Origin of the sequence: Pandoraea sp. (genome assembly GCF_041919235.1) — a bacterium.
Classification (GTDB): domain Bacteria; phylum Pseudomonadota; class Gammaproteobacteria; order Burkholderiales; family Burkholderiaceae; genus Pandoraea.
Window position 1 is genome coordinate 99026 of the sequence record NZ_JAYRUC010000006.1, and the last position, 17880, is coordinate 116905.

At 63.9% G+C, this 17880-nt stretch carries 18 protein-coding genes; 6 read left to right on the forward strand and 12 right to left on the reverse strand.

Translation table 11 applies throughout. From position 1 onward, the window contains the following. Positions 1-28: 28 nt before the first annotated feature. A complete protein-coding gene (gene fabV / locus ACE3UG_RS06465) occupies positions 29-1222 on the reverse strand; it encodes an enoyl-ACP reductase FabV (protein WP_374621221.1) in 1194 nt (397 codons plus the stop codon). Positions 1223-1368: 146 nt separating this feature from the next. Continuing rightward, a complete protein-coding gene (locus ACE3UG_RS06470; RefSeq protein ID WP_374621552.1) occupies positions 1369-2907 on the reverse strand; it encodes an MFS transporter in 1539 nt (512 codons plus the stop codon). Positions 2908-3326: 419 nt separating this feature from the next. Between ACE3UG_RS06470 and ACE3UG_RS06475 the strand changes: the two genes are divergently transcribed. Both ACE3UG_RS06475 and ACE3UG_RS06480 read left to right on the forward strand, forming a co-directional pair. Then, complete coding sequence (locus ACE3UG_RS06475) at positions 3327-3668, forward strand: hypothetical protein (RefSeq protein WP_374621223.1); 342 nt, start codon at positions 3327-3329, stop codon at positions 3666-3668. 306 nt (positions 3669-3974) lie between these two features. Further along, a complete protein-coding gene (locus tag ACE3UG_RS06480; protein WP_374621225.1) occupies positions 3975-4595 on the forward strand; it encodes a hypothetical protein in 621 nt (206 codons plus the stop codon). Between the two features lie 97 nt (positions 4596-4692). On the opposite strand, the gene msrA is transcribed toward ACE3UG_RS06480, so the two are convergent. From msrA to ACE3UG_RS06530, 10 genes are all read right to left on the reverse strand, one after another. Beyond that, on the reverse strand, positions 4693-5268 hold the full coding sequence (gene msrA / locus ACE3UG_RS06485) for a peptide-methionine (S)-S-oxide reductase MsrA (protein WP_374621228.1): 576 nt from the start codon (positions 5266-5268) through the stop codon (positions 4693-4695). 149 nt (positions 5269-5417) lie between these two features. Further along, positions 5418-6365 (reverse strand): formimidoylglutamase, encoded by a 948-nt coding sequence (gene hutG / locus ACE3UG_RS06490; RefSeq protein ID WP_374621230.1) that lies wholly within the window; start codon positions 6363-6365, stop codon positions 5418-5420. Positions 6366-6379: 14 nt separating this feature from the next. After that, positions 6380-7156, reverse strand: coding sequence for an amino acid ABC transporter ATP-binding protein (locus ACE3UG_RS06495; protein WP_374621233.1), 777 nt, complete (start codon positions 7154-7156; stop codon positions 6380-6382). Further along, positions 7153-7821: an amino acid ABC transporter permease gene (locus ACE3UG_RS06500; RefSeq protein ID WP_374621236.1), complete on the reverse strand. Its 669-nt coding sequence runs from the start codon at positions 7819-7821 to the stop codon at positions 7153-7155. The genes ACE3UG_RS06495 and ACE3UG_RS06500 overlap by 4 nt, the downstream gene beginning before the upstream one ends. A gap of 107 nt (positions 7822-7928) precedes the next feature. After that, complete coding sequence (locus tag ACE3UG_RS06505) at positions 7929-8666, reverse strand: transporter substrate-binding domain-containing protein (protein WP_374621238.1); 738 nt, start codon at positions 8664-8666, stop codon at positions 7929-7931. Positions 8667-8703: 37 nt separating this feature from the next. Next, the gene (locus ACE3UG_RS06510; protein WP_374621241.1) at positions 8704-9450 is read right to left on the reverse strand and encodes an IclR family transcriptional regulator; all 747 of its coding nucleotides are present in this window, start codon (positions 9448-9450) and stop codon (positions 8704-8706) included. A gap of 258 nt (positions 9451-9708) precedes the next feature. Further along, a complete protein-coding gene (locus ACE3UG_RS06515; RefSeq protein ID WP_374621243.1) occupies positions 9709-11241 on the reverse strand; it encodes a class I adenylate-forming enzyme family protein in 1533 nt (510 codons plus the stop codon). Positions 11242-11397: 156 nt separating this feature from the next. Then, entirely contained in the window at positions 11398-12642 is a 1245-nt protein-coding gene (locus tag ACE3UG_RS06520; RefSeq protein ID WP_374621246.1) for an acyl-CoA dehydrogenase family protein, read from the reverse strand. A 9-nt stretch (positions 12643-12651) separates the two neighbouring features. Further along, the gene (locus tag ACE3UG_RS06525) at positions 12652-13458 is read right to left on the reverse strand and encodes an alpha/beta fold hydrolase (protein WP_374621248.1); all 807 of its coding nucleotides are present in this window, start codon (positions 13456-13458) and stop codon (positions 12652-12654) included. Beyond that, entirely contained in the window at positions 13455-14504 is a 1050-nt protein-coding gene (locus ACE3UG_RS06530; protein WP_374621251.1) for a peptidase M29, read from the reverse strand. The genes ACE3UG_RS06525 and ACE3UG_RS06530 overlap by 4 nt, the downstream gene beginning before the upstream one ends. Positions 14505-14664: 160 nt before the next feature. On the opposite strand from ACE3UG_RS06530, the gene ACE3UG_RS06535 reads away from it, so the two are divergent. The 4 genes from ACE3UG_RS06535 to kynU all read left to right on the forward strand — a co-directional run bounded on the left by ACE3UG_RS06535 (position 14665) and on the right by kynU (position 17870). Continuing rightward, positions 14665-15183 carry a flavin reductase family protein gene (locus tag ACE3UG_RS06535; protein ID WP_374621254.1) on the forward strand — a complete coding sequence of 173 codons (519 nt, stop codon included), beginning with the start codon at positions 14665-14667 and terminating at the stop codon, positions 15181-15183. Between the two features lie 8 nt (positions 15184-15191). Next, positions 15192-15650, forward strand: coding sequence for a MarR family winged helix-turn-helix transcriptional regulator (locus ACE3UG_RS06540; RefSeq protein WP_374621257.1), 459 nt, complete (start codon positions 15192-15194; stop codon positions 15648-15650). Positions 15651-15876: 226 nt separating this feature from the next. Further along, positions 15877-16542: an arylformamidase gene (gene kynB, locus ACE3UG_RS06545; RefSeq protein WP_374621555.1), complete on the forward strand. Its 666-nt coding sequence runs from the start codon at positions 15877-15879 to the stop codon at positions 16540-16542. Positions 16543-16616: 74 nt separating this feature from the next. Next, positions 16617-17870, forward strand: a complete 1254-nt coding sequence (gene kynU, locus ACE3UG_RS06550; protein ID WP_374621260.1) for a kynureninase — start codon at positions 16617-16619, stop codon at positions 17868-17870. The last annotated feature ends 10 nt before the right edge of the window (positions 17871-17880 follow it).

Sequence of the window (17880 nt, forward strand, 5' to 3'; positions counted from 1 at the left end):
GATTGCATGGCAACGTACCTGGAAGTACTTACGCCACGAGATGCGGAATCGGCACGTCCGGATTCACGTCGGCCTCGTAATCCACGCCCTCGATCTCGAAGCCGAACAGACGCAGGAATTCGTGCTTGTAACCGACGAAATCCGTCAGGTCGTACAGGTTCTCGTCGGTCACCTTATCCCACAGTGCAGAGACTTCCGCCTGCACTTCCGGGGAAAGCTCCTTCTGATCGGTACGCACGCGACCTTCTTCGTCGAGCAGCGGCGTTGCACTATACAGGCTGTCCTTGTACAGGCCGTAAATCTGCTCGATACAACCTTCGTGCGTGCCCTTGGCCTTCATCACCTTGAACAGCAACGAGAGGTAGAGCGGCATCATCGGGATGGCCGAGCTGGCCTGCGTGACGAGCGCCTTGAGCACCGCCACGCGGGCGTCCCCACCGTTCGCGGCAAGCCGGGTGCGAATGCCCAGTACCTTCTCGTCGAGATCTTTCTTGGCCGCGCCGATGGAACCGTTCCAATAAATGTCGTGCGTGATCTTCTCGCCAAGATACGTGAACGCCGTCGTCTTGGCGCCAGGGGCGAGCACGCCCGCGTCGGCCAGTGCGTCGATCCACATCTGCCAGTCTTCGCCGCCCATGACGGCCACCGTGTTGTCGATTTCTTCCTGCGTGGCAGGCTCGAACACCGACGCCTTGACGACTTCCTTATCGGTATCGATGCCACGCAGCGTCACCGACTTGCCCACCGGCTTGAGCACCGACGTGAACACCTGGCCCGTTTCCGGATGCGTGCGGCGCGGCGCGGCCAGACTATAGACGACCAGATCGACCTGACCGAGATCGCGCTTGATCGTCTCGATGGTCTTGGCTTTGATTTCCTTGGAGAAGGCGTCGCCGTTGATGCTCGTCGCGTAAAGCCCCTTTTCGGTGGCCAACTTGTCGAACGCCGCGGTGTTGTACCAACCCGGCGTTCCCGGCTTGGTCTCGCTCCCCGCACGCTCGAAGAACACGCCCAGCGTCGCAGCGTCGCAGCCGAAGGCGGCGGTAATGCGCGCGGCCAGTCCATAGCCGGTCGACGCACCGATCACGAGCACCTTCTTCGGGCCGTTCGCGATCGGCCCCTGGGCCTTCACATATTCGATCTGTTGCCTGACGTTGGCTTCGCAGCCGACAGGATGGGTGGTGACGCAGATGAAGCCGCGCACGCGTGGCTTGATGATCATGGAAACCTCGTTCACAAAATTCGGTCATGCCGGCTCACCCGGCAAACACCGCGCATTGTAAACGAGGTCGGGACCGCCCCGGCTATTCGATCCGGCTTTCAGCCGTTCGGCACCGCCGGCTCGGACAATGCCGAGCCGATCTGCATTTAATCCGGCGCAGCCACGCTCGAGCGGTCGAGCCGCTTGGGAAACTGGATCTGGCGGATGCGACGTACCAGCAACGCGGCGACAACCGCCGCCATCCCCGTGAGCAGCACCCCGGCATGCACGGCGCTCACGAGCGTCTGGCGGGCGGTTTCAACCAACGGCATGCCGTCGATTCCCATCGCCCGCAGATCGGTCAGCAGGTCGGCGCGCAAGGCCGAATCGATCAGGATGCGCGGGTCCAGCGCACGCGCGACAGCATGCGCCGCAGGCGTGCCGTCGTAGCCCGACACCGCTCCGGCCACACCGCTGGCGTAGCGATGATTGACCAGCGTCCCCACGATCGTCGTGCCGAGCATGCCGCCCACCATCCGCGTCGACTGCAACAGCGCGGTCGTGATGCCGAAGCGTTCGCGCCCGGCAATTTCCTGCCCGAACACGTTCATGTTGTTCAGGATGAAGCCGATGCCAATGCCCGCACAGGCCATCATCAACGCCAGCAGGCCGTGCGACGTATCGCGATGCGCCAGCCCGACCCCGGCCGAGGCGATCGCCAGCAGGCAGAAGCCGAACATCAGCATGTTCGTGGGGCGCGACAAACGCACCACGACCGGTGTATTGATGAAGCTGCCCAGGGCGATGCAGGCGGCGATGGGCGTCGCGATCAGGCCGGCGGCCTGTGGGCTCAACCCGAATCCGCCCTGCAACAGCAACGGCGCGAAAAAGATCAGCGAATACATCACGAAGCCGATCAGCACCGATAGCGTGAAAAGCACCACGAGCTGGGGATGCCGGAACATATCGAGCGGCACAATGGGATGGGTCGCACGCCGTTCCGTGCGCAACAGCGCCCAGAAGCCGAACGCGGCGGCGGCGATCAGCAGCAGGTTCCCGAACGACGCACCGTGTGCCGGCAGGCGCTCGATGAGCACCTGAAAACCGCCGAGCACCACGGCGATCCACAGCGCACCTCGCCAGTCGACGCGAACGTCCCCCCGATGTACCGGCGCAAATTTGGGCAGGTATCGCCACACGAAATACAGCGCCGCCAGACCGACCGGCAGGTTCACGAAAAATGTGGAGCGCCAGCCAAAATGCTCGGAGAGCAGGCCGCCCAGTGACGGCCCCGCCGCCGTACCGATGCCGTAAGCCGTCGTGATCACCACCTGCCAGCGCACCCGCGAGCGGGCGTCCGGGAACAGATCCGGCACCGATGCGAAGGCCGTCCCGACCATCATGCCGCCCCCGATCCCCTGCAACCCGCGCGCGAACACGAGGAACGGCATGTTGGGCGCCAGACCGCACAGCAGCGAAGCGAGCGTAAAGGTCACGACCGAAGCGATCACGAACCGACGACGGCCAAAGTAATCGCCCAGCCGCCCAAAGACCGGCACCGTAACGACCGAGGCCAGCAGGTAAATACTCGCGATCCAAGCGTAATACTCGAAACCCTTGAGTTCGGCGACGATGGATGGCAGCGCCGTACTGACGACGGTCTGGTCGAGAGCGACCAGCATGTTGACGAGCGCGATGCCAATCATGGCCATCAACGCATCGCGAAAAGGCAGGGGGCGCACGGCGGACTACCTGAAGACTTCATGGAGGGAAGTCGCCATTCTATGCGAAAAATAATGAACATATGAATGGTGCGGCGCCCGTTACCAAAACGAGGCCTTGTCCGATACCGCTTTCGGACGCGCCTTTACCCCATAGGCATCCACACTCGGCATCATCGATGTGTCCCGGCCAATGCTGTCACACACACGCAGATAGCGTTGATACCCGGCGAGCGCGGCAGCATTGATAGGGCGTGTCAGCGTCGCCAAGCGCGGCGTGTTTCGGCAACACGATGCAAATTCGGCAATCCCGGGACCATTCACGAAAACCGCGCCGCAACAACGGCCGCACCATCGCTCGACGCTTCAGGAAGCGTCGTCGCCACTTCTCAGGAGATACGCCCATGAAACATCGCCCTGTGCGCGAAGACTATCGACGCTGGCTGGAGACGCAGGCCATCACGGCGTCAGGTGGCGTGTCGCGTGCGACGAGTACGCTCCCCGAACTGCCTGAAGCGTTGCCATTTTCCGGCTATGTCGTTTGGTTCTACGTCAGCTTTACGTATCTCGACATTCGTTTCGATCATCATCGTTTCGAGATCGTCACGCAGCAGGTGCCCAGCGCAGCCGAAGCGTTTTACTTCGACAGCCTCGACGCCGCCTATGGGCATGCCGCCGACGTGGGCGAGCCATGCCTGGTTCTGTCTGCAGACGCCGCAGGCGGACCTGTTCGTGTCGTCGGTTGACATGACCACCGACGCCTCGCGAACGCCGACTTGCCGGAGTGCCCTCTCTCATCGCCGCATCTACTTTCACGGAGCACTATGCCGTTCCTCGCTTTCGCAATCCCGTATGCGCACTCACTTGCGCACTCGCCTACGCACCCAGTTGGCACGTCGCACGACGTCGGCGGTGGTGCTGCCCCCAATGAGGTCGCCATCGATATGCAGCAGATCAGGAATCAACCGCATCCGGCGCCTCCCACTGCAAACAAGCCGAGCCTGTCCGAGGCACATTTTCGTCGGACGGCCTTCAAGTGCCAACCCGTCACGGTGAACGACTATTTCGACAATGCACTCGCCGAACTGGTGACGCCGCCGACCGAGTGCGGTGCCCGACGATATTCGAGCAATGCCGACCTCCGGGCTGCGCTTGGCGAAATTCTGACGTTTCACCCGGCGGCCGGCGCGTTTTCCGTCGAGGCACGCATCAAGGCGTTGAACCTTCGATCATTGCTTCGCGACGATCCGGGCTACCTGCCTGGCACACTCACCGCGCTGTGTCATGACGTCGGGGCACACAGCATCGCCTTGGGACGATTCGAATTCCAGCACGTCGATCAACCGGGTGAGGTCGAGTTTCTGTTTGCGGGAGAGAGCGAACTGGCGTTTCTGCACGAAGGCAATCCCTACGCGCCTCGTATCAGAGCGGATCACGCCGCGATACTCGACTTTCACTACCGGGCGGCAGGTATGCGCGGGCATACCAAGCTACCGCCCGCCGGCTATGCCCACGCAGCGAAAGACGAAACGCACCTCGAGGATTTCACGGCCCAGTTGGGACGCTGCCGCCAACGGGCCGACCTGGCAAGGTCGCCGCGCGCAACGACAGCGCAAAGGCCCATCTACAATCCACTCGACCAGATGCAGAACGGACCCTGCACAATACTGTGACGCCGAGCCGCGCCGCCGCCCCTGGTCTGTCGGCACGACGCAGGGAAGGCGGCGCACCGGGAACGGCGGCAGTCAATGCCGCCATGCCGCCATGCCGCTATGCCGCCTGCTTGAGGCGCCGTGCGAACTTCTCACGGAACTTCTTGAGCTTCGGCGCCACGACATAGGCGCAGTAACCCTGATCGGGATGCTGGCGGAAGTAGTTCTGGTGATACGCCTCGGCGGGCCAGAACGTCTGCGTGGGCACCACCTGCGTGACGATCGGTGCCGGATACGTCATCTCGGCCATCAGTTCGGCAACGAGATGCTCGGCCACCTCCTTCTGCCGCTCGTTCTGGTAAAAGATGGCGGAACGGTACTGCGTGCCAACGTCGTTGCCCTGGCGATTGACGGTGGTCGGATCGTGAATCTGGAAGAACACGACCAGCAGTTCCTCGAAGGTGACAACGTCGGGATCGTAGGTCAACCGCACCACTTCTGCGTGACCGGTATCGCCCTCGCAGACTTGCTCGTAGGTCGGGTTGTCGACATGGCCGCCTTCATAGCCCGAGACAACGGACTTGACGCCGTCGAGCTGCTGATAGCACGCCTCCAGGCACCAAAAACAGCCACCCGCCAACGTGGCAACTTCCATACGGGTATCGCTCGGGGAGTTCGTCTGCTCTGTCATCATGACCTCGCTTGTCGACTATGATTTTGCGGCAGTGCACCAACGCAAAAGGGCGGGCGATCGAAGCTTCGATCGCCCGCCCTATTGTGCAGAAGTCCGGTGAACGGCGCAAATATCGCTGCGCATCCCGCACGCCGCGCACGCGCCCCTTCTCAGCCCTGCAATTGGGTGATGAGCGGATGCAGGAGGCGCGCTCCCACGCGCGCGGTCAGACCGTCGCGGTCGTAGGTCGGGTTGTACTCGGCGATATCGGCCACGCGCAGCTTGCCCGAGCGGCGCACCACGCCGATGAGCGCCTCGACAACTTCGAGCGCCACGCCATGCGCCGCCGGCGCCGAGACCCCCGGCGCCTTCTCGCCCGGCAGCACGTCCATGTCGATGGTCAGATACACGTGACTCACCTGCGCGAGCTTCGTTTCGAGCTGCCCGCACATTTCCGGCAAACGGTGCGCCAGCATGGACTCGTCGAGCCAGTAATCCACATTGAGCGCCGCCGCCCGCTCGAACAGTGCGTCGGTATTGCTGTATCGGCTCACGCCCAGGCACGCGTAATGGAACGGCACCTGACGCCCCGCGAGCAACTGCGATATCTGCCAGAATGGCGTGCCCGAGCTGGCTGTGGGCTGGGCGCGCAGGTCAAAGTGCGCATCGAAGTTCAGGATCAGCATCGGCTCATTGCGCAGACGATCGCCGAAATGCTCGGCAACGCCGAGAAACGTCCCGTAGGCGATCTCGTGGCCGCCCCCCAGCACCACCGGACGTGCCCCCGCAGCCAAAACCTCGGCCACGCGATGGCCGAGCGCGGCCTGCGCCGCTTCGAGCCTGTCGTCGGCACACACGACGTTGCCGCCGTCGAACACGGCGGGGGTGCCTTGCACCGGCAAGCTCGCCAGTGCGCGACGCAGCATGTCGGGGCCGGCGACGGCGCCCTGCCGTCCGTGATTGCGGCGCACGCCTTCGTCGCTGCAAAAGCCCAGCACCACCGCGCCGCCGGCCACTTGTGACGCGTCGTAATCGCGCAGCACCTGATGCAGTCGCAGCGTATGGCCAGTCTCGCCAGTATCCACACGGCCTTGCCAGACCGCTCGATCTATTGTCATACGTTTGCCTAGCCTTACCTTGCGATGACCGCTTGCAGGAATTCTCGCGTACGCGCCTCGCGCGGCGCGGTGAAAATCTGCGCAGGAGGGCCGGCCTCGATGATCCGGCCCTGGTCCATCACGACCACGACATCGGCGACTTCCCGCGCGAAACCCATTTCATGCGTGACGACGAGCATCGTCATGCCGTCGTTCGCCAGCGCCTTCATGACCTGCAACACTTCGCCCACCAGCTCCGGATCGAGCGCCGACGTCGGTTCGTCGAACAGCATGACCTGCGGCTGCATGGCCAGCGCGCGGGCAATTGCCACACGCTGCTTCTGCCCGCCCGAGAGCGTGCTCGGGAAGACGTCGGCCTTCGCCGCCAGTCCCACCTTGGCGAGCAGTTCGCGCGCAACGGTCTCGGCCTCGCCACGCGTCATGCCGCGCAGCTTTCTCGGTGCGAGCGTGACGTTCTCGAGCACCGTCAAGTGCGGGAACAGATTGAACGACTGGAACACCATGCCCACGTCAGTCCGCAATTGATTGAGGCCGCTCTCACCCATCATCTTGCCGTGATCGACGAGCTTCTTGCCGACGATCTCGACGGTGCCCTGCTCGGCCGTCTCCAGCCCATTGCAGCAGCGCAGGAACGTACTTTTGCCCGACCCGCTCGGGCCAATGACAACGACCACCTGGCGCGCTTCGACTTCGAAATCGATGCCCTTGAGCACCTGAAGGCTGCCATAGGACTTGCCCAGTCCTTCGATCTTCAGGATCGGGGCGCCGAATTCCTTCTTCGTTGGGTTCATTGCACCGCACCTCCGGCACGCAAGGACTTCTCGGCGCGCTGCAACAGCAGCGTGGTGGTGCCGGTCAGAATCAAATAAACAAACGCGATCGCCAGATACACTTCCAGCGAACGGTACGACACGCTGATGATCTTCTGGCCTTCGTGCATCACGTCGTGAATCGTGAGCAGCGACACCAGGGCCGAGTTCTTGATCAGCGCAATGAATTCGTTGCCCAGCGGCGGAATCATGCGCACGATCGCTTGCGGCAGAATCACCGAGCGCATGGCAAGACCGTAAGGCATGCCAAGCGAGCGCGCCGCTTCCATCTGACCGCGCTCGATCGACTGGATGGCACCGCGCACGATTTCGGACACATAGGCACCGCTGTAGATGCCCAGGCCCAGCACGCCGCACAGGAAGGCCGGCAGCAGAATGTCGAACTGCGGCAAGCCGAAGAACAGGATGAACAGTTGCACCAGCAGCGGCGTGCCACGAATGAAGGTGACGTACGCGGTACAAATGCCATACCGAATGCGGTGCGCCGGGTTCAGGCGTCCCAGGCCGATCAGCAGACCCAGCACGCAGCCCAGCGCCAGTGCGCAGGCAGTTACCTCGACGGTAACGAGCGCGCCGCGTGCGAGGTCCTGCCAGTTGGCCCACACCGGCGAAAAATCGAGTTCCATGCGTACTCCATCAGTTGCGCTACGACTGCTTTCAAGTCATGCGTCGGCGGGGCCGTCACCCCCACGGGGCGACGGGTGACCCGCCGGGTAATGCGTTGCCGAGGTGCTTACTTCGCCGGGCCGAAGTACTTCGCGACCAGCGCGGCGTAAGTGCCGTCTGCACGCACTTTCTCCAGCGCCTTGTTCATCTCGTTGGTCAGCGCGGTCTCGTCCTTACGCACGGCAAAGCCATAACGCTCGACGGTCAACGTCTTGTCGAGCACTTTCACGACCGGATTGGCCTTCGCATACAGCAGCGCCGCCGGCTTGCCGGTCACGGCTGCGTCGGCGCGGCCGATCTTCACGAGTTCGAACATCTGGTCGTTCTTCTCGACTTCCACGCGCTCGACCTTCGGGTAGTTTTCCTTGAGGAACTGCACCGACTTCGTGCCCACCTGCACCGATACCTTCTTGCCGTTCAGATCGGCCGGCTCCTTGATGGCGGTGTTGTCCGCCTTGACCATGATCGCCAGACCGCCCGTGTAGTACGGATGCGTGAAGTTCACGACCTTCAGGCGCTCGTCGGTGATGTAGATCGCCGAGGCGGCCACGTCGACGCGCTTGGACAGCACCGCCGGGATCAGCCCCTTGAAATCGATGTCGGTCCATTCGACCTTCTTGCCCATGGCCTTCGCAAGCGCTTCGATCATCTCGACGTCGAAGCCGGTACGCTTGCCGTTCTCCACGTATTCGAACGGCGGGAACGTCGCGTCGGTGGCGACACGCAGCACGTCGTCGGCCGCGAAAACCTTGCTCGAGCAGGTGATGGCCAGCGCCATCGTGAACAGGATGTGACGCAATTTCATCTGGGACTCCTTCGTGTAGTCTCGGTCGGATAACCGGTTAAAAGTATTGCAATCGATTCGAAATACGCTCGGCTGCCGCCACCGTGAGGCGGATCAGCTCTTCGTGGCGCTGAGCCACACGCACGGCCGGCGCCATCAGGGTGATGGTGCCTTCCAGACGTTCCTTGGCGGCGAACACCGGGGCCGACACGCCCCAGACGCCGAAATCGACTTCGCTTTCGGACACCGCATACCGCTGCTTGCGAATCTCTTCGACCTGCGCCACCAGGCGTTCCTGCGCCACGGGCTGCCCCGTGAGTTGGCGCCCGATCAAGCTCTCACGGGTCGCTTGCGGCAGAAACGAGAGAAGCGCCTTGGCCGATGCGCCATGCACCAGCGGGTGCGCGCGTCCCTTGGCAAAGGAGCACCGCAGCGACTGCTCGCTCTCGTGCATGTCGAGGCAGACGACCTGACCATTCGCGGCCACGAGCAGGCCAACGGTCTCGCCAGTGCGCTGTACCAGCGCCTCGATCTCCTCGCGTGCCTGCGTGACAAGATGCGAGTTGTGGTCGAAACCCCACGCCAATTGCACGCCGACCGGACCCGGTTCGTAGAGCGCCTCATGGGCATGTTCCTGCACCAGCCCCCACTTCTTGAGCGGCACGAGGTGGCGGTAAACCGTAGAGAGCGGCAGGCTCGTTTGCGCGGCAATCTCGCGTGCCGCGATCGGTCGTCCATGACGCGCGACAGTCACAAGGACTTGCAGCACGCGCTCGGAGACCGAATGCGCTTCAGTGGTGTCCATCGTCTTGAAAACAAAAGAAAGCAAAAAGATCAGCGGGCTACGCGACCGATGACGACATGGGCGCTATCTTGCGACGCAATTCCCAAAGTAAAAAATTGAATTCTCACGCCATGGTAACAAAATGACCGATTACGCATAGGGAGTTTCCCTTATGCATCGCGGAAATCGCTGAAAAAAAACGCCGGTCCCCTTGTTCATCATGGGTTCCGGCGTTTTCAAGCAACCACTCAGTTCCAACTTTGAATACCGACTGCCACTCTATTTTTGCGATTCCGTTGTTTTCGATAACCACTCAATGAGAATCTGCTTCTGCACTTTCCCAAGGGCACTCTTGGGCAACCCGTCGCGAACGACGACCCGACGCGGCAATTTGAAGCGGGCGATGCGCGTGCCGAGGAAGTCGAGCACGGTTTGCTGCGTCGCCCGCTCCGAAGACGCGGGCACGATCACGGCAACGGGCACTTCGCCCCATCGCTCGTCCGGCACGCCCACGACAGCGGCCTCCACAACCCCCGGACAGTCGGCCAGCGCGTTTTCGATTTCCGCCGGGTAGATGTTCTCGCCGCCCGAGATGATCATGTCCTTGCTGCGGCCCACGACTTCGAAGCATCCATCCGCGCGCAGGCGCGCCAGATCGCCCGAGTGAAACCAGCCGCCCTCGAATGCGGCATGGGCAGGCGCCCGCCAGTACTCACGCATTACGTTCGGCGCGCGCACGAGAATCTCGCCCACCTCGCCGTGAGGCACCTCCCGCCCTGCGGCGTCGATCAGGCGCACTTCCACGCCCGGGCACGCCCGCCCGACCGCACCCGGATGCGCTTTCGCATCGCCAAAGCGCAACGCCATCGACACCGGGCCGGTCTCCGTCGCGCCGTAGACCTGCCCCAACGGAATCCCGCGCGCGTGGAAGGCGTCGATGGCCGACATCGGCACCACGCTGGAGCCGGCCATCACCCCGCGCAGCGACGATAGATCGGTTGTCTGCCACAGGGAATGCAACAGCACCGCGCGCATCGTGGCCGGCACCATCAAGGAAAGTGTCGGGCGATGTCTCGCGACGTCGGCAAGCCAGGCCGCCGGATCGAAGCGCGGGTGCAGCGTGACGCTCGCTCCGAGCAACAGTGCGGGCAATGTCTGGATGCACAAACCGCCGACGTGGAACATCGGCAGCGAGGAGAGCACGTGGTCATCGGCGCACATATCGTGCGCCCACCAACTGGCTTCGGCGTTCGCCAGCAGGCCGGCCTGCGTGTGCAGCGCCCCCTTCGGCTCGCCCGTGGTGCCCGAGGTGTACGCGAGCAATACCGGCGCATCGGCCGCGACCTCGGGGTAGACGACCGGCTTGGCCGACGGCACCGCAATCAGCCCCTCGATCGACGCAATGGCCGGCGGCGGGCCTGCGGCGGGGTTCTGTTCCAGCGCGTCGCGAATCTGGCGAGCCGTGTCGCGATGGGCCGCGTCGAACCATAGCACGCGTACCCCGGCGTGGCGCACGATAGCGGCCAGCTCCGGCACGGCGAGACGGAAATTCAGCGGCAGGAAGATGGCGCCCGCCCGCGCGCACGCGAACAGCAACGCCAGTTGCAGTTCGTCGTTCAGACCGAGACACGCGACGCGCTCACCCGGGGCGATGCGCCAGGTCTCGCGAAGATGCCCGCCCACGCGCTCGATGCGTCGCCACAAGGCCGCGTAGTCGGACCGCTGGACTTCATCGCCGACGCCACAGCGCAGCGCGAGGCGCTCCGGCGTGGTGCGTGCGTGGCGGGCAAGCGCTTCTACAAAAGGCGTCAACTTATTCTCCGTGACAAGACAGACCGCGAGGTGCCGGTCCCGCGACCGCTGCCTGGCGCGCGTCCGACGAGGCAACCGTCGACGGTCGTCCCCGCTTGGCTGCTTGGCTGCTTGGCTGCTTGGCTGCTTGACTGATTTACGGCCTGCGAGCGCCCCTTACTCGTCGCGCTCGCCGGGTTCGTAGAGCGCCTCACGCCCGATGCGATCGAGGCACAGCTCCGCCGTCCACGGCAGCATGAGGGCGCCGCACCGCGAATCACGATACATGCGTTCAAGCGGCAACGTCTTGAGCATCGATTGCCCGCCGCACGTGCGGATGGCGAGACGGCACAGCTCGTTTGCATTCTCCATGATCGTGTACTGCGCCGCATAGGCGCGCAGGCGCGCGTCCTTGCCCGGATCGGCGCGGCCGTCCTGCAATGCACGAAGGAACAACGCGCGCGTCTGCTCGAGCATGATATGCATCTGGGCGACGGCAATCTGCTTGGTCGGATACATACGGCGCTTGACCGGCGCGCCCATGCCCTCGGCTTCGCCGCGGAGATACCGTATGGTGAAATCGTATGCCGCCTGCGCGATCCCCATATATGTCGGGGCGAGTGTCATGAACATGTGCGGCCAGCGACTCGCGGCCTGGTAGTAGACACCGCGCGGCATCAATTGCAGTTCGTCGGGGACGAACACGTCCTTGAAGAGCAGCGTGCGCGAGACAGTGCCGCGCATGCCGAGCGGGTCCCAGTCGCCGGTCACGCTCACGCCCGGGGCGTCGCCGGGCACGGCGATGTAGAAGGTGTCCTTCATCGACAACTCGGGCTTGTCTTCGGTACACAGCACGCCATAGTAGTTGGCTGCGCCCGAGAGCGACGCGAAGATCTTGCGCCCATTGATCTTCCAGCCCCCATCGACCTTGGTCGCCGTCGTGCCGAACGGTGCCTTGCCCGCCGCGGCTGCACTGCCTTCGGAGAACGGTTGCGCGTAAATTGCGCCGTCCTGAATTACGCGCGCGAAATGATGCTCGCGATAGCGCGCATGCTCGGCGCGTTGCTCGGGCGTCATGTCGAGATCGTCGGCAAGAATGCCGGTCCACATCATCGAGCACGTGTGCATGTTGAACGTGAGCGCTGTCGCACCGCAATGGCGGCCAAGTTCGGCAGACACCATCATGTAGGTGGCGAAGTCGGCGCCAAGTCCCCCGTCCGATTCGGGAATGCACAACTTCAGCAAGCCTGCGGCGCGCATGTCGTCGTAGTTCTCGAATGGGAACGACGCCTCGCGATCCCAGCGCGCGGCGCGCGGCGCGAGCGACTCGCGTCCCACCTGCTCGGCCAGCGCCAGCAGGCGCCGCTGCTTGTCCGTGAGCGGGTAATGCTCGCCGACGATCGAAGGGGGCTGATAGGCCACGGTTGTCTCCTAGAGTGTTGCGAGGAAGGCGCACACCTCGGCGTTGAAGACCGCCGGATGTGTCAGATTCATCAGATGCCCCGCGCCGGGCAAGCAGACGTAGCGCGCCTGCGCGATGGATTCGGCCATGCGTGCCATGACTTTCGGCGGCGCATTGGTGTCATGCTCACCCGCGATGAGCAACACCGGCACCGCGAGACGCGCGAGTGCGGCACGCTGCTCGAAACCGACCAGCGCTTGCAGCGCCATGCGGTAAGCGTCGGGGGTCAGGGTGCCCATTGCGTCGACGGCGAGTGCGTGCGCGCTCGTACGTGCGGCCGTCGCGCACGCCTGCGGCGCGCCGAGCATGCCCGGCACGATCGCTTCCGCCATCTCGCGCAGCGTGCTGCCAGCGTCGAGCGGCGCCGTGCGCTGACGCACGAATTCGCGCTGAAAGTCGCCGTCCGGTTTGCCGAATGCGGGCGACGTGCCGCACAGGACGAGTGCTGCGATATCCCGCGTGAACGGCATGCCGCGCGCCATCAACTCCTGCGCGAGCATGCCGCCCATGCTGTGACCGACGAGCACGAATCGCGCTGGCCCCAGCGTATCGAGCAAAGCCCGCAGGCTGTCGGCGAGCGCCGCCATCGTCGGCTCGGCAGGCATGGCGCTCTCGCCGTAACCGGGCATATCCCAGGCCACCACACGATGGCCCGCCGCCACGAACGTCTCGAATTGCGCCGGCCAGACATGACGATTGCCGCCGATGCCATGCAGCAACACAAGCGTGAGCGGGCCGTCTCCCGCCGTGCGGCAGGCGGGCACGAGCGGCGTCATGATGCGAACTCGCCTTGCAACTGCCCGTCGCGCACCACAACGTCGCCGTCGAGCGCGACGGTGCAGCGCCGCAGTGGCAGATCGAAGTGGCCCAGCGTGTGACGTCCCGCCACTTCGTTGGCCCCCGTCGAATACAGGAAGTTGCCCGCGAACGCGCGCTGCTCGGTGCCGTTGCAATCACGCTTGTCGTAGCAGGCAAGTGCGTCCCAGCGCGCGCGGGGATTCAGGCCGAAGCCGACGTGAGAAACAGCGTAAGCCTCGCGATCGCCCCACGCGGCGAAATAGTCGCGCATCAGATCGACGTCGACGCCCTCGCCGTCGATGGCGACCACGTAGTCGTCTTCAATCGTGAGTGCGATGCGATCGCGCAGATATTGCTTGAACGTGAGGTTGATGTCGCCCGGCGCTAGCACGAGTTGTCCGTTCACGCTATGCGCGGCGGGAAACGCCAGCGCCAGACCGCCCGGCCAGTGCGCCACCTGCCCCGGCTTGGCGCACCAGCCCCAGACACCGCCCACGCGCGCGTTGCGAAGGCCGATGCGTAGATCGGTACCGGCCCCGGAGGTGACGTGCATGTTTGCCGCACCGCGCAAGCGCTTGATCGCGGCCCGAACCTTGGGCTCGAGCGCCGGATCGGTCGCGCAGCGCTCCAGAATTTCCGGATGTTCGTTGGAAACCATCAACACGCGCGCACCGCCGCCGAGAATGTCGGGCAGTTCGGGCGCATGCAGCAAGCCTTCGACGGTACAGTCGACGACCAGCGTCGCAGCCTTGAGCGCGGCGACCACCGGGGCCAAGCGGCGCAGCGCGTCGCTCGCACCGGTCGAGCGCACCGGTACCGGCGCGCTCACGCGCGGACTCGGCACGATGAGCCGAAACGGCGCAGCGCCAAGCGATTCGGCCGCGAGCTGCGCCAATTCCACGTTGACAGGCCGGGATTGCGTTTCGGCTACAATCGCCACCACATCGCCGGGCCCAATGTCGCAGCGCCGCAAGGTCTCGGCAAATACGTCGATCCACTTATGCTCGATTCGTTCGATCAGCATATCGTCTCCTGAGCGCCTGGCCCTCTCGCCCGCCAGGGACTTCGCCCCGTGGCACGCTGCCGGCCGTCACGCGTCTTGTCGATCTGTTGTTCGTGCCATAGTATATGAATATTCATACAAATCAACCCGATCAAATTTACCGGACGGGAGTGCAGGGACAGTGAACGCCAAACGCGCCGCAGTGCCAGATTTCGACAGCGCAGCATTTCGTCAAGCGCTCGGTCAATTTGCGACCGGGGTGACCGTCATCACCACGCGCGCCGACGACGGCTCGCTCATCGGGATCACCGCCAGTTCGTTCAACTCGGTGTCGCTCACCCCGCCGCTCATTCTGTGGAGCCTCGCCATGCGGGCAGGCAGCATGCCGGTCTTCCGCGAGAATTCGCACTACGCCGTGAACGTGCTGGCGTCCGATCAGCTCGACATCTGCCAACGCTTCGCCACCATGAAGGGCGACCGGTTTGCGGGCGTGCCGTATACGCTGTCGCCGTCGGGCACCCCGGTGCTCGATGGTGCGCTGGCCTGGTTCGAATGTCATAACCGCAGCCGCTACGACGAAGGCGATCACGTCATCTTCGTCGGCGAAGTCGAGCGTTGCGGCATCCATACCGATGTTGCCGGGCGCATGCCGCTCATTTTCCACGCGGGCGGCTTCCACAAGCCGCAGTCGCTCGGTTAAGCCGCATCATGTCTGCCGCCGGCGCGCCGTTCGTCGACGACTATCTGGCGTACCTGCTCGCCCGTGCAAGCACGCTGGTGTCCGATGAATTTCACCGCGAAGTCGCCGCCGCCGGACTCGGCGTGCCCGAGTGGCGCGTCCTCGCCACGCTGTCCGACGGGCGCGCACGCACCATCAATCAGCTCGCAGACATCGTACTCGCCAAGCAGCCGACGCTCACCAAAGTCGTCGACCGGCTGGAAGCGGCGGGCGATGTCGTGCGCGGTGAAAGCGCGACGGACCGGCGTCAGTCGCTGGTCTCGCTCACCGAGGTCGGACGCGAGCGTGTGGCCCCGCTGCTCGCCAGCGCTCGGCGCCACGAAGCCGGCTTGCTCGCCCGCTTCGGCACGGAACAATCCACGGCGCTCAAGGATTCGCTGCGCCGGCTGATCGACGAGATGACGCAAGCCACGCAGCGTCCGAAGTAGGCACGTTCCGAACACCGTGCGGCGGCGTCTGAAAATACAAATACGTCGGCGCAGGGAATCGTCAAAAATTCGACCGCATCATGATATTGTCGAATTTTATTTCACGAATTTACGAAAAAGCTTTCTCCACTATCAATTCCACGCTTCCCAGGCGACGAATACGCAAGCACTTGCGACGCGAATTCTTCTAAGATGCGCATATCGATTCACATGATTGCGCATGCCCATGACCGCCCCCTGCAACCCTCCAGCCGATAGGCGCGACGAGCGCCGCCTATGGGATATCAGCGCCCCGCTCACGAGCGACACGCCGGTTTGGCCGGGTGACACGCCGTTCTCGGAAGAAGCGATTTGGAAGATCGGACCGGGCTGCCCGGTCAACGTAGGGCGCGTCACGCTTTCGCCGCACACCGGCGCGCACGCCGACGCCCCCCGTCATTACGACGATGGCGGGGCCTTTATCGGTGAAGTCGCGCTCGAGACCTATCTGGGCCCATGCCGCGTGATCCACTGCATCGGTGCCGCGCCGGTCGTCACCCCGGAGTGGGTTGCGCCGCACCTGGCGAACGTGCCGCCGCGCGTGCTGTTGCGAACCTATCGGCAGGCGTGTGTCGCACGCTGGGACAGCACGTTTTGCGCCGTGGCGCCCGAGACCATCGACCTGCTCGCGTCGCACGGCGTGAAGTTGGTGGGTATCGACACGCCTTCGCTCGATCCGCAGGAGAGCAAGACGATGGACGCGCACCACCGTATTCGCGCACATCGCATGGCCATTCTCGAAGGTCTGGTGCTCGATGACATTGCGCCGTCCGATTATGAACTCATCGCATTGCCGCTCAAGTTCATGCGGCTCGATGCGAGTCCGGTGCGCGCTGTGTTGCGCGCCCTTTGACGACATGATGCGCGCCGGCCTGGCGACACGCGACCTTCTGTTTCCCTATAGCCTTCACTGATCAATCGCAAACCATGACGACTTCTCGCACCGATTGTCTGGCCCTTGACGCGGCCGACCCGCTCGCCCCGCTGCGCGCCCAATTCGCTTTGCCGCCCGACGTGATCTATCTCGATGGCAACTCGCTTGGCGCACGCCCGATCGCCTCGGCCAAACGCGCCCAGGAGGTGATTACGGCGGAATGGGGGACAAATCTTATTCGCAGTTGGAACGAGGCCAACTGGTTTGCCTTGCCCCGCACGCTGGGCGACGCTCTGGCACCCATCGTGGGCGCGGGCCAAGGCGAAGTCGTGGTGACGGATACCACGTCGAGCAATCTCTTCAAGGTGCTGGCCGCCTCAGTCGATGCGCAGCGCAAGCATGCGCCGCAACGCAAGGTGATCGTCTCTGAGCGCAGCAATTTCCCGACCGACCTGTACATCGTGCAGGGCCTCACTCGCCTGCTCGACGACGGTTACTCGCTGCGCCTGATCGATTCGCCGGACGAGTTGCACGGCGCGCTGGACGAGGACGTGGCCGTCGTGCTGCTCACTCACGTGAATTACCGCACCGGCGCCATGTACGACATGGCCGCCCGTACCGCCGAGATTCACGCAGCCGGCGCGCTGTCCGTGTGGGACCTGTGCCACTCTGCCGGCGCGGTGCCGGTCGATCTGAACGGCGCCAATGCCGATTACGCCGTGGGCTGCACCTACAAGTACCTGAACGGCGGGCCGGGCGCACCGGCATTCGTGTGGGTCAACAAACGCCTTCAGAACACATTCTGGCAGCCGCTGTCGGGCTGGTGGGGCCATCGCACGCCGTTCGCGATGCAACCGGAATATACGCCGGACAATGGCATCGGGCGGTACCTGTGCGGCACGCAGCCGATCGTCTCGCTGGCGCTGGTCCAGTGTGGTCTGGACATCTTCGCGCAAACGTCGATGGACGCCCTGCGGCGCAAGTCGCTGGCGCTGACCGATCTGTTCATCGAACTGGTGGAGACACGTTGCGCCCAATTCCCGCTCACGCTGGTGACACCGCGCGATCACGCGGCGCGCGGCTCGCAGGTGAGCTTTGAGCATCCGGAAGGGTTCGCGGTGATTCAGGCGCTGATCGCGCGCGGTGTCATCGGCGACTATCGCGAGCCGCGCATCATGCGCTTCGGCATGACGCCGCTGTACACGAGCTTTGCCGATGTCTGGGATTCGGTCGAGATTCTGCTCGACGTGCTGCGCACGGCCTCTTGGGACAAGCCAGAATTTCATCGCCGCGGTGCGGTGACCTGAGCGAGGAGTT

What these genes read in the sequence shown, in the direction of transcription:
- msrA (WP_374621228.1), bottom strand. Translation starts at nt 5,268, where the DNA reads ATGATGACAGAGCAGACGAACTCCCCGAGCGATACCCGTATGGAAGTT.
- ACE3UG_RS06540 (WP_374621257.1), top strand. Translation starts at nt 15,192, where the DNA reads ATGTCTGCCGCCGGCGCGCCGTTCGTCGACGACTATCTGGCGTACCTG.
- ACE3UG_RS06510 (WP_374621241.1), bottom strand. Translation starts at nt 9,450, where the DNA reads ATGGACACCACTGAAGCGCATTCGGTCTCCGAGCGCGTGCTGCAAGTC.
- kynB (WP_374621555.1), top strand. Translation starts at nt 15,877, where the DNA reads ATGACCGCCCCCTGCAACCCTCCAGCCGATAGGCGCGACGAGCGCCGC.
- ACE3UG_RS06530 (WP_374621251.1), bottom strand. Translation starts at nt 14,504, where the DNA reads ATGCTGATCGAACGAATCGAGCATAAGTGGATCGACGTATTTGCCGAG.
- ACE3UG_RS06525 (WP_374621248.1), bottom strand. Translation starts at nt 13,458, where the DNA reads ATGACGCCGCTCGTGCCCGCCTGCCGCACGGCGGGAGACGGCCCGCTC.
- ACE3UG_RS06470 (WP_374621552.1), bottom strand. Translation starts at nt 2,907, where the DNA reads ATGATTGGCATCGCGCTCGTCAACATGCTGGTCGCTCTCGACCAGACC.
- fabV (WP_374621221.1), bottom strand. Translation starts at nt 1,222, where the DNA reads ATGATCATCAAGCCACGCGTGCGCGGCTTCATCTGCGTCACCACCCAT.
- hutG (WP_374621230.1), bottom strand. Translation starts at nt 6,365, where the DNA reads ATGACAATAGATCGAGCGGTCTGGCAAGGCCGTGTGGATACTGGCGAG.
- ACE3UG_RS06475 (WP_374621223.1), top strand. Translation starts at nt 3,327, where the DNA reads ATGAAACATCGCCCTGTGCGCGAAGACTATCGACGCTGGCTGGAGACG.
- ACE3UG_RS06500 (WP_374621236.1), bottom strand. Translation starts at nt 7,821, where the DNA reads ATGGAACTCGATTTTTCGCCGGTGTGGGCCAACTGGCAGGACCTCGCA.
- ACE3UG_RS06505 (WP_374621238.1), bottom strand. Translation starts at nt 8,666, where the DNA reads ATGAAATTGCGTCACATCCTGTTCACGATGGCGCTGGCCATCACCTGC.
- ACE3UG_RS06495 (WP_374621233.1), bottom strand. Translation starts at nt 7,156, where the DNA reads ATGAACCCAACGAAGAAGGAATTCGGCGCCCCGATCCTGAAGATCGAA.
- kynU (WP_374621260.1), top strand. Translation starts at nt 16,617, where the DNA reads ATGACGACTTCTCGCACCGATTGTCTGGCCCTTGACGCGGCCGACCCG.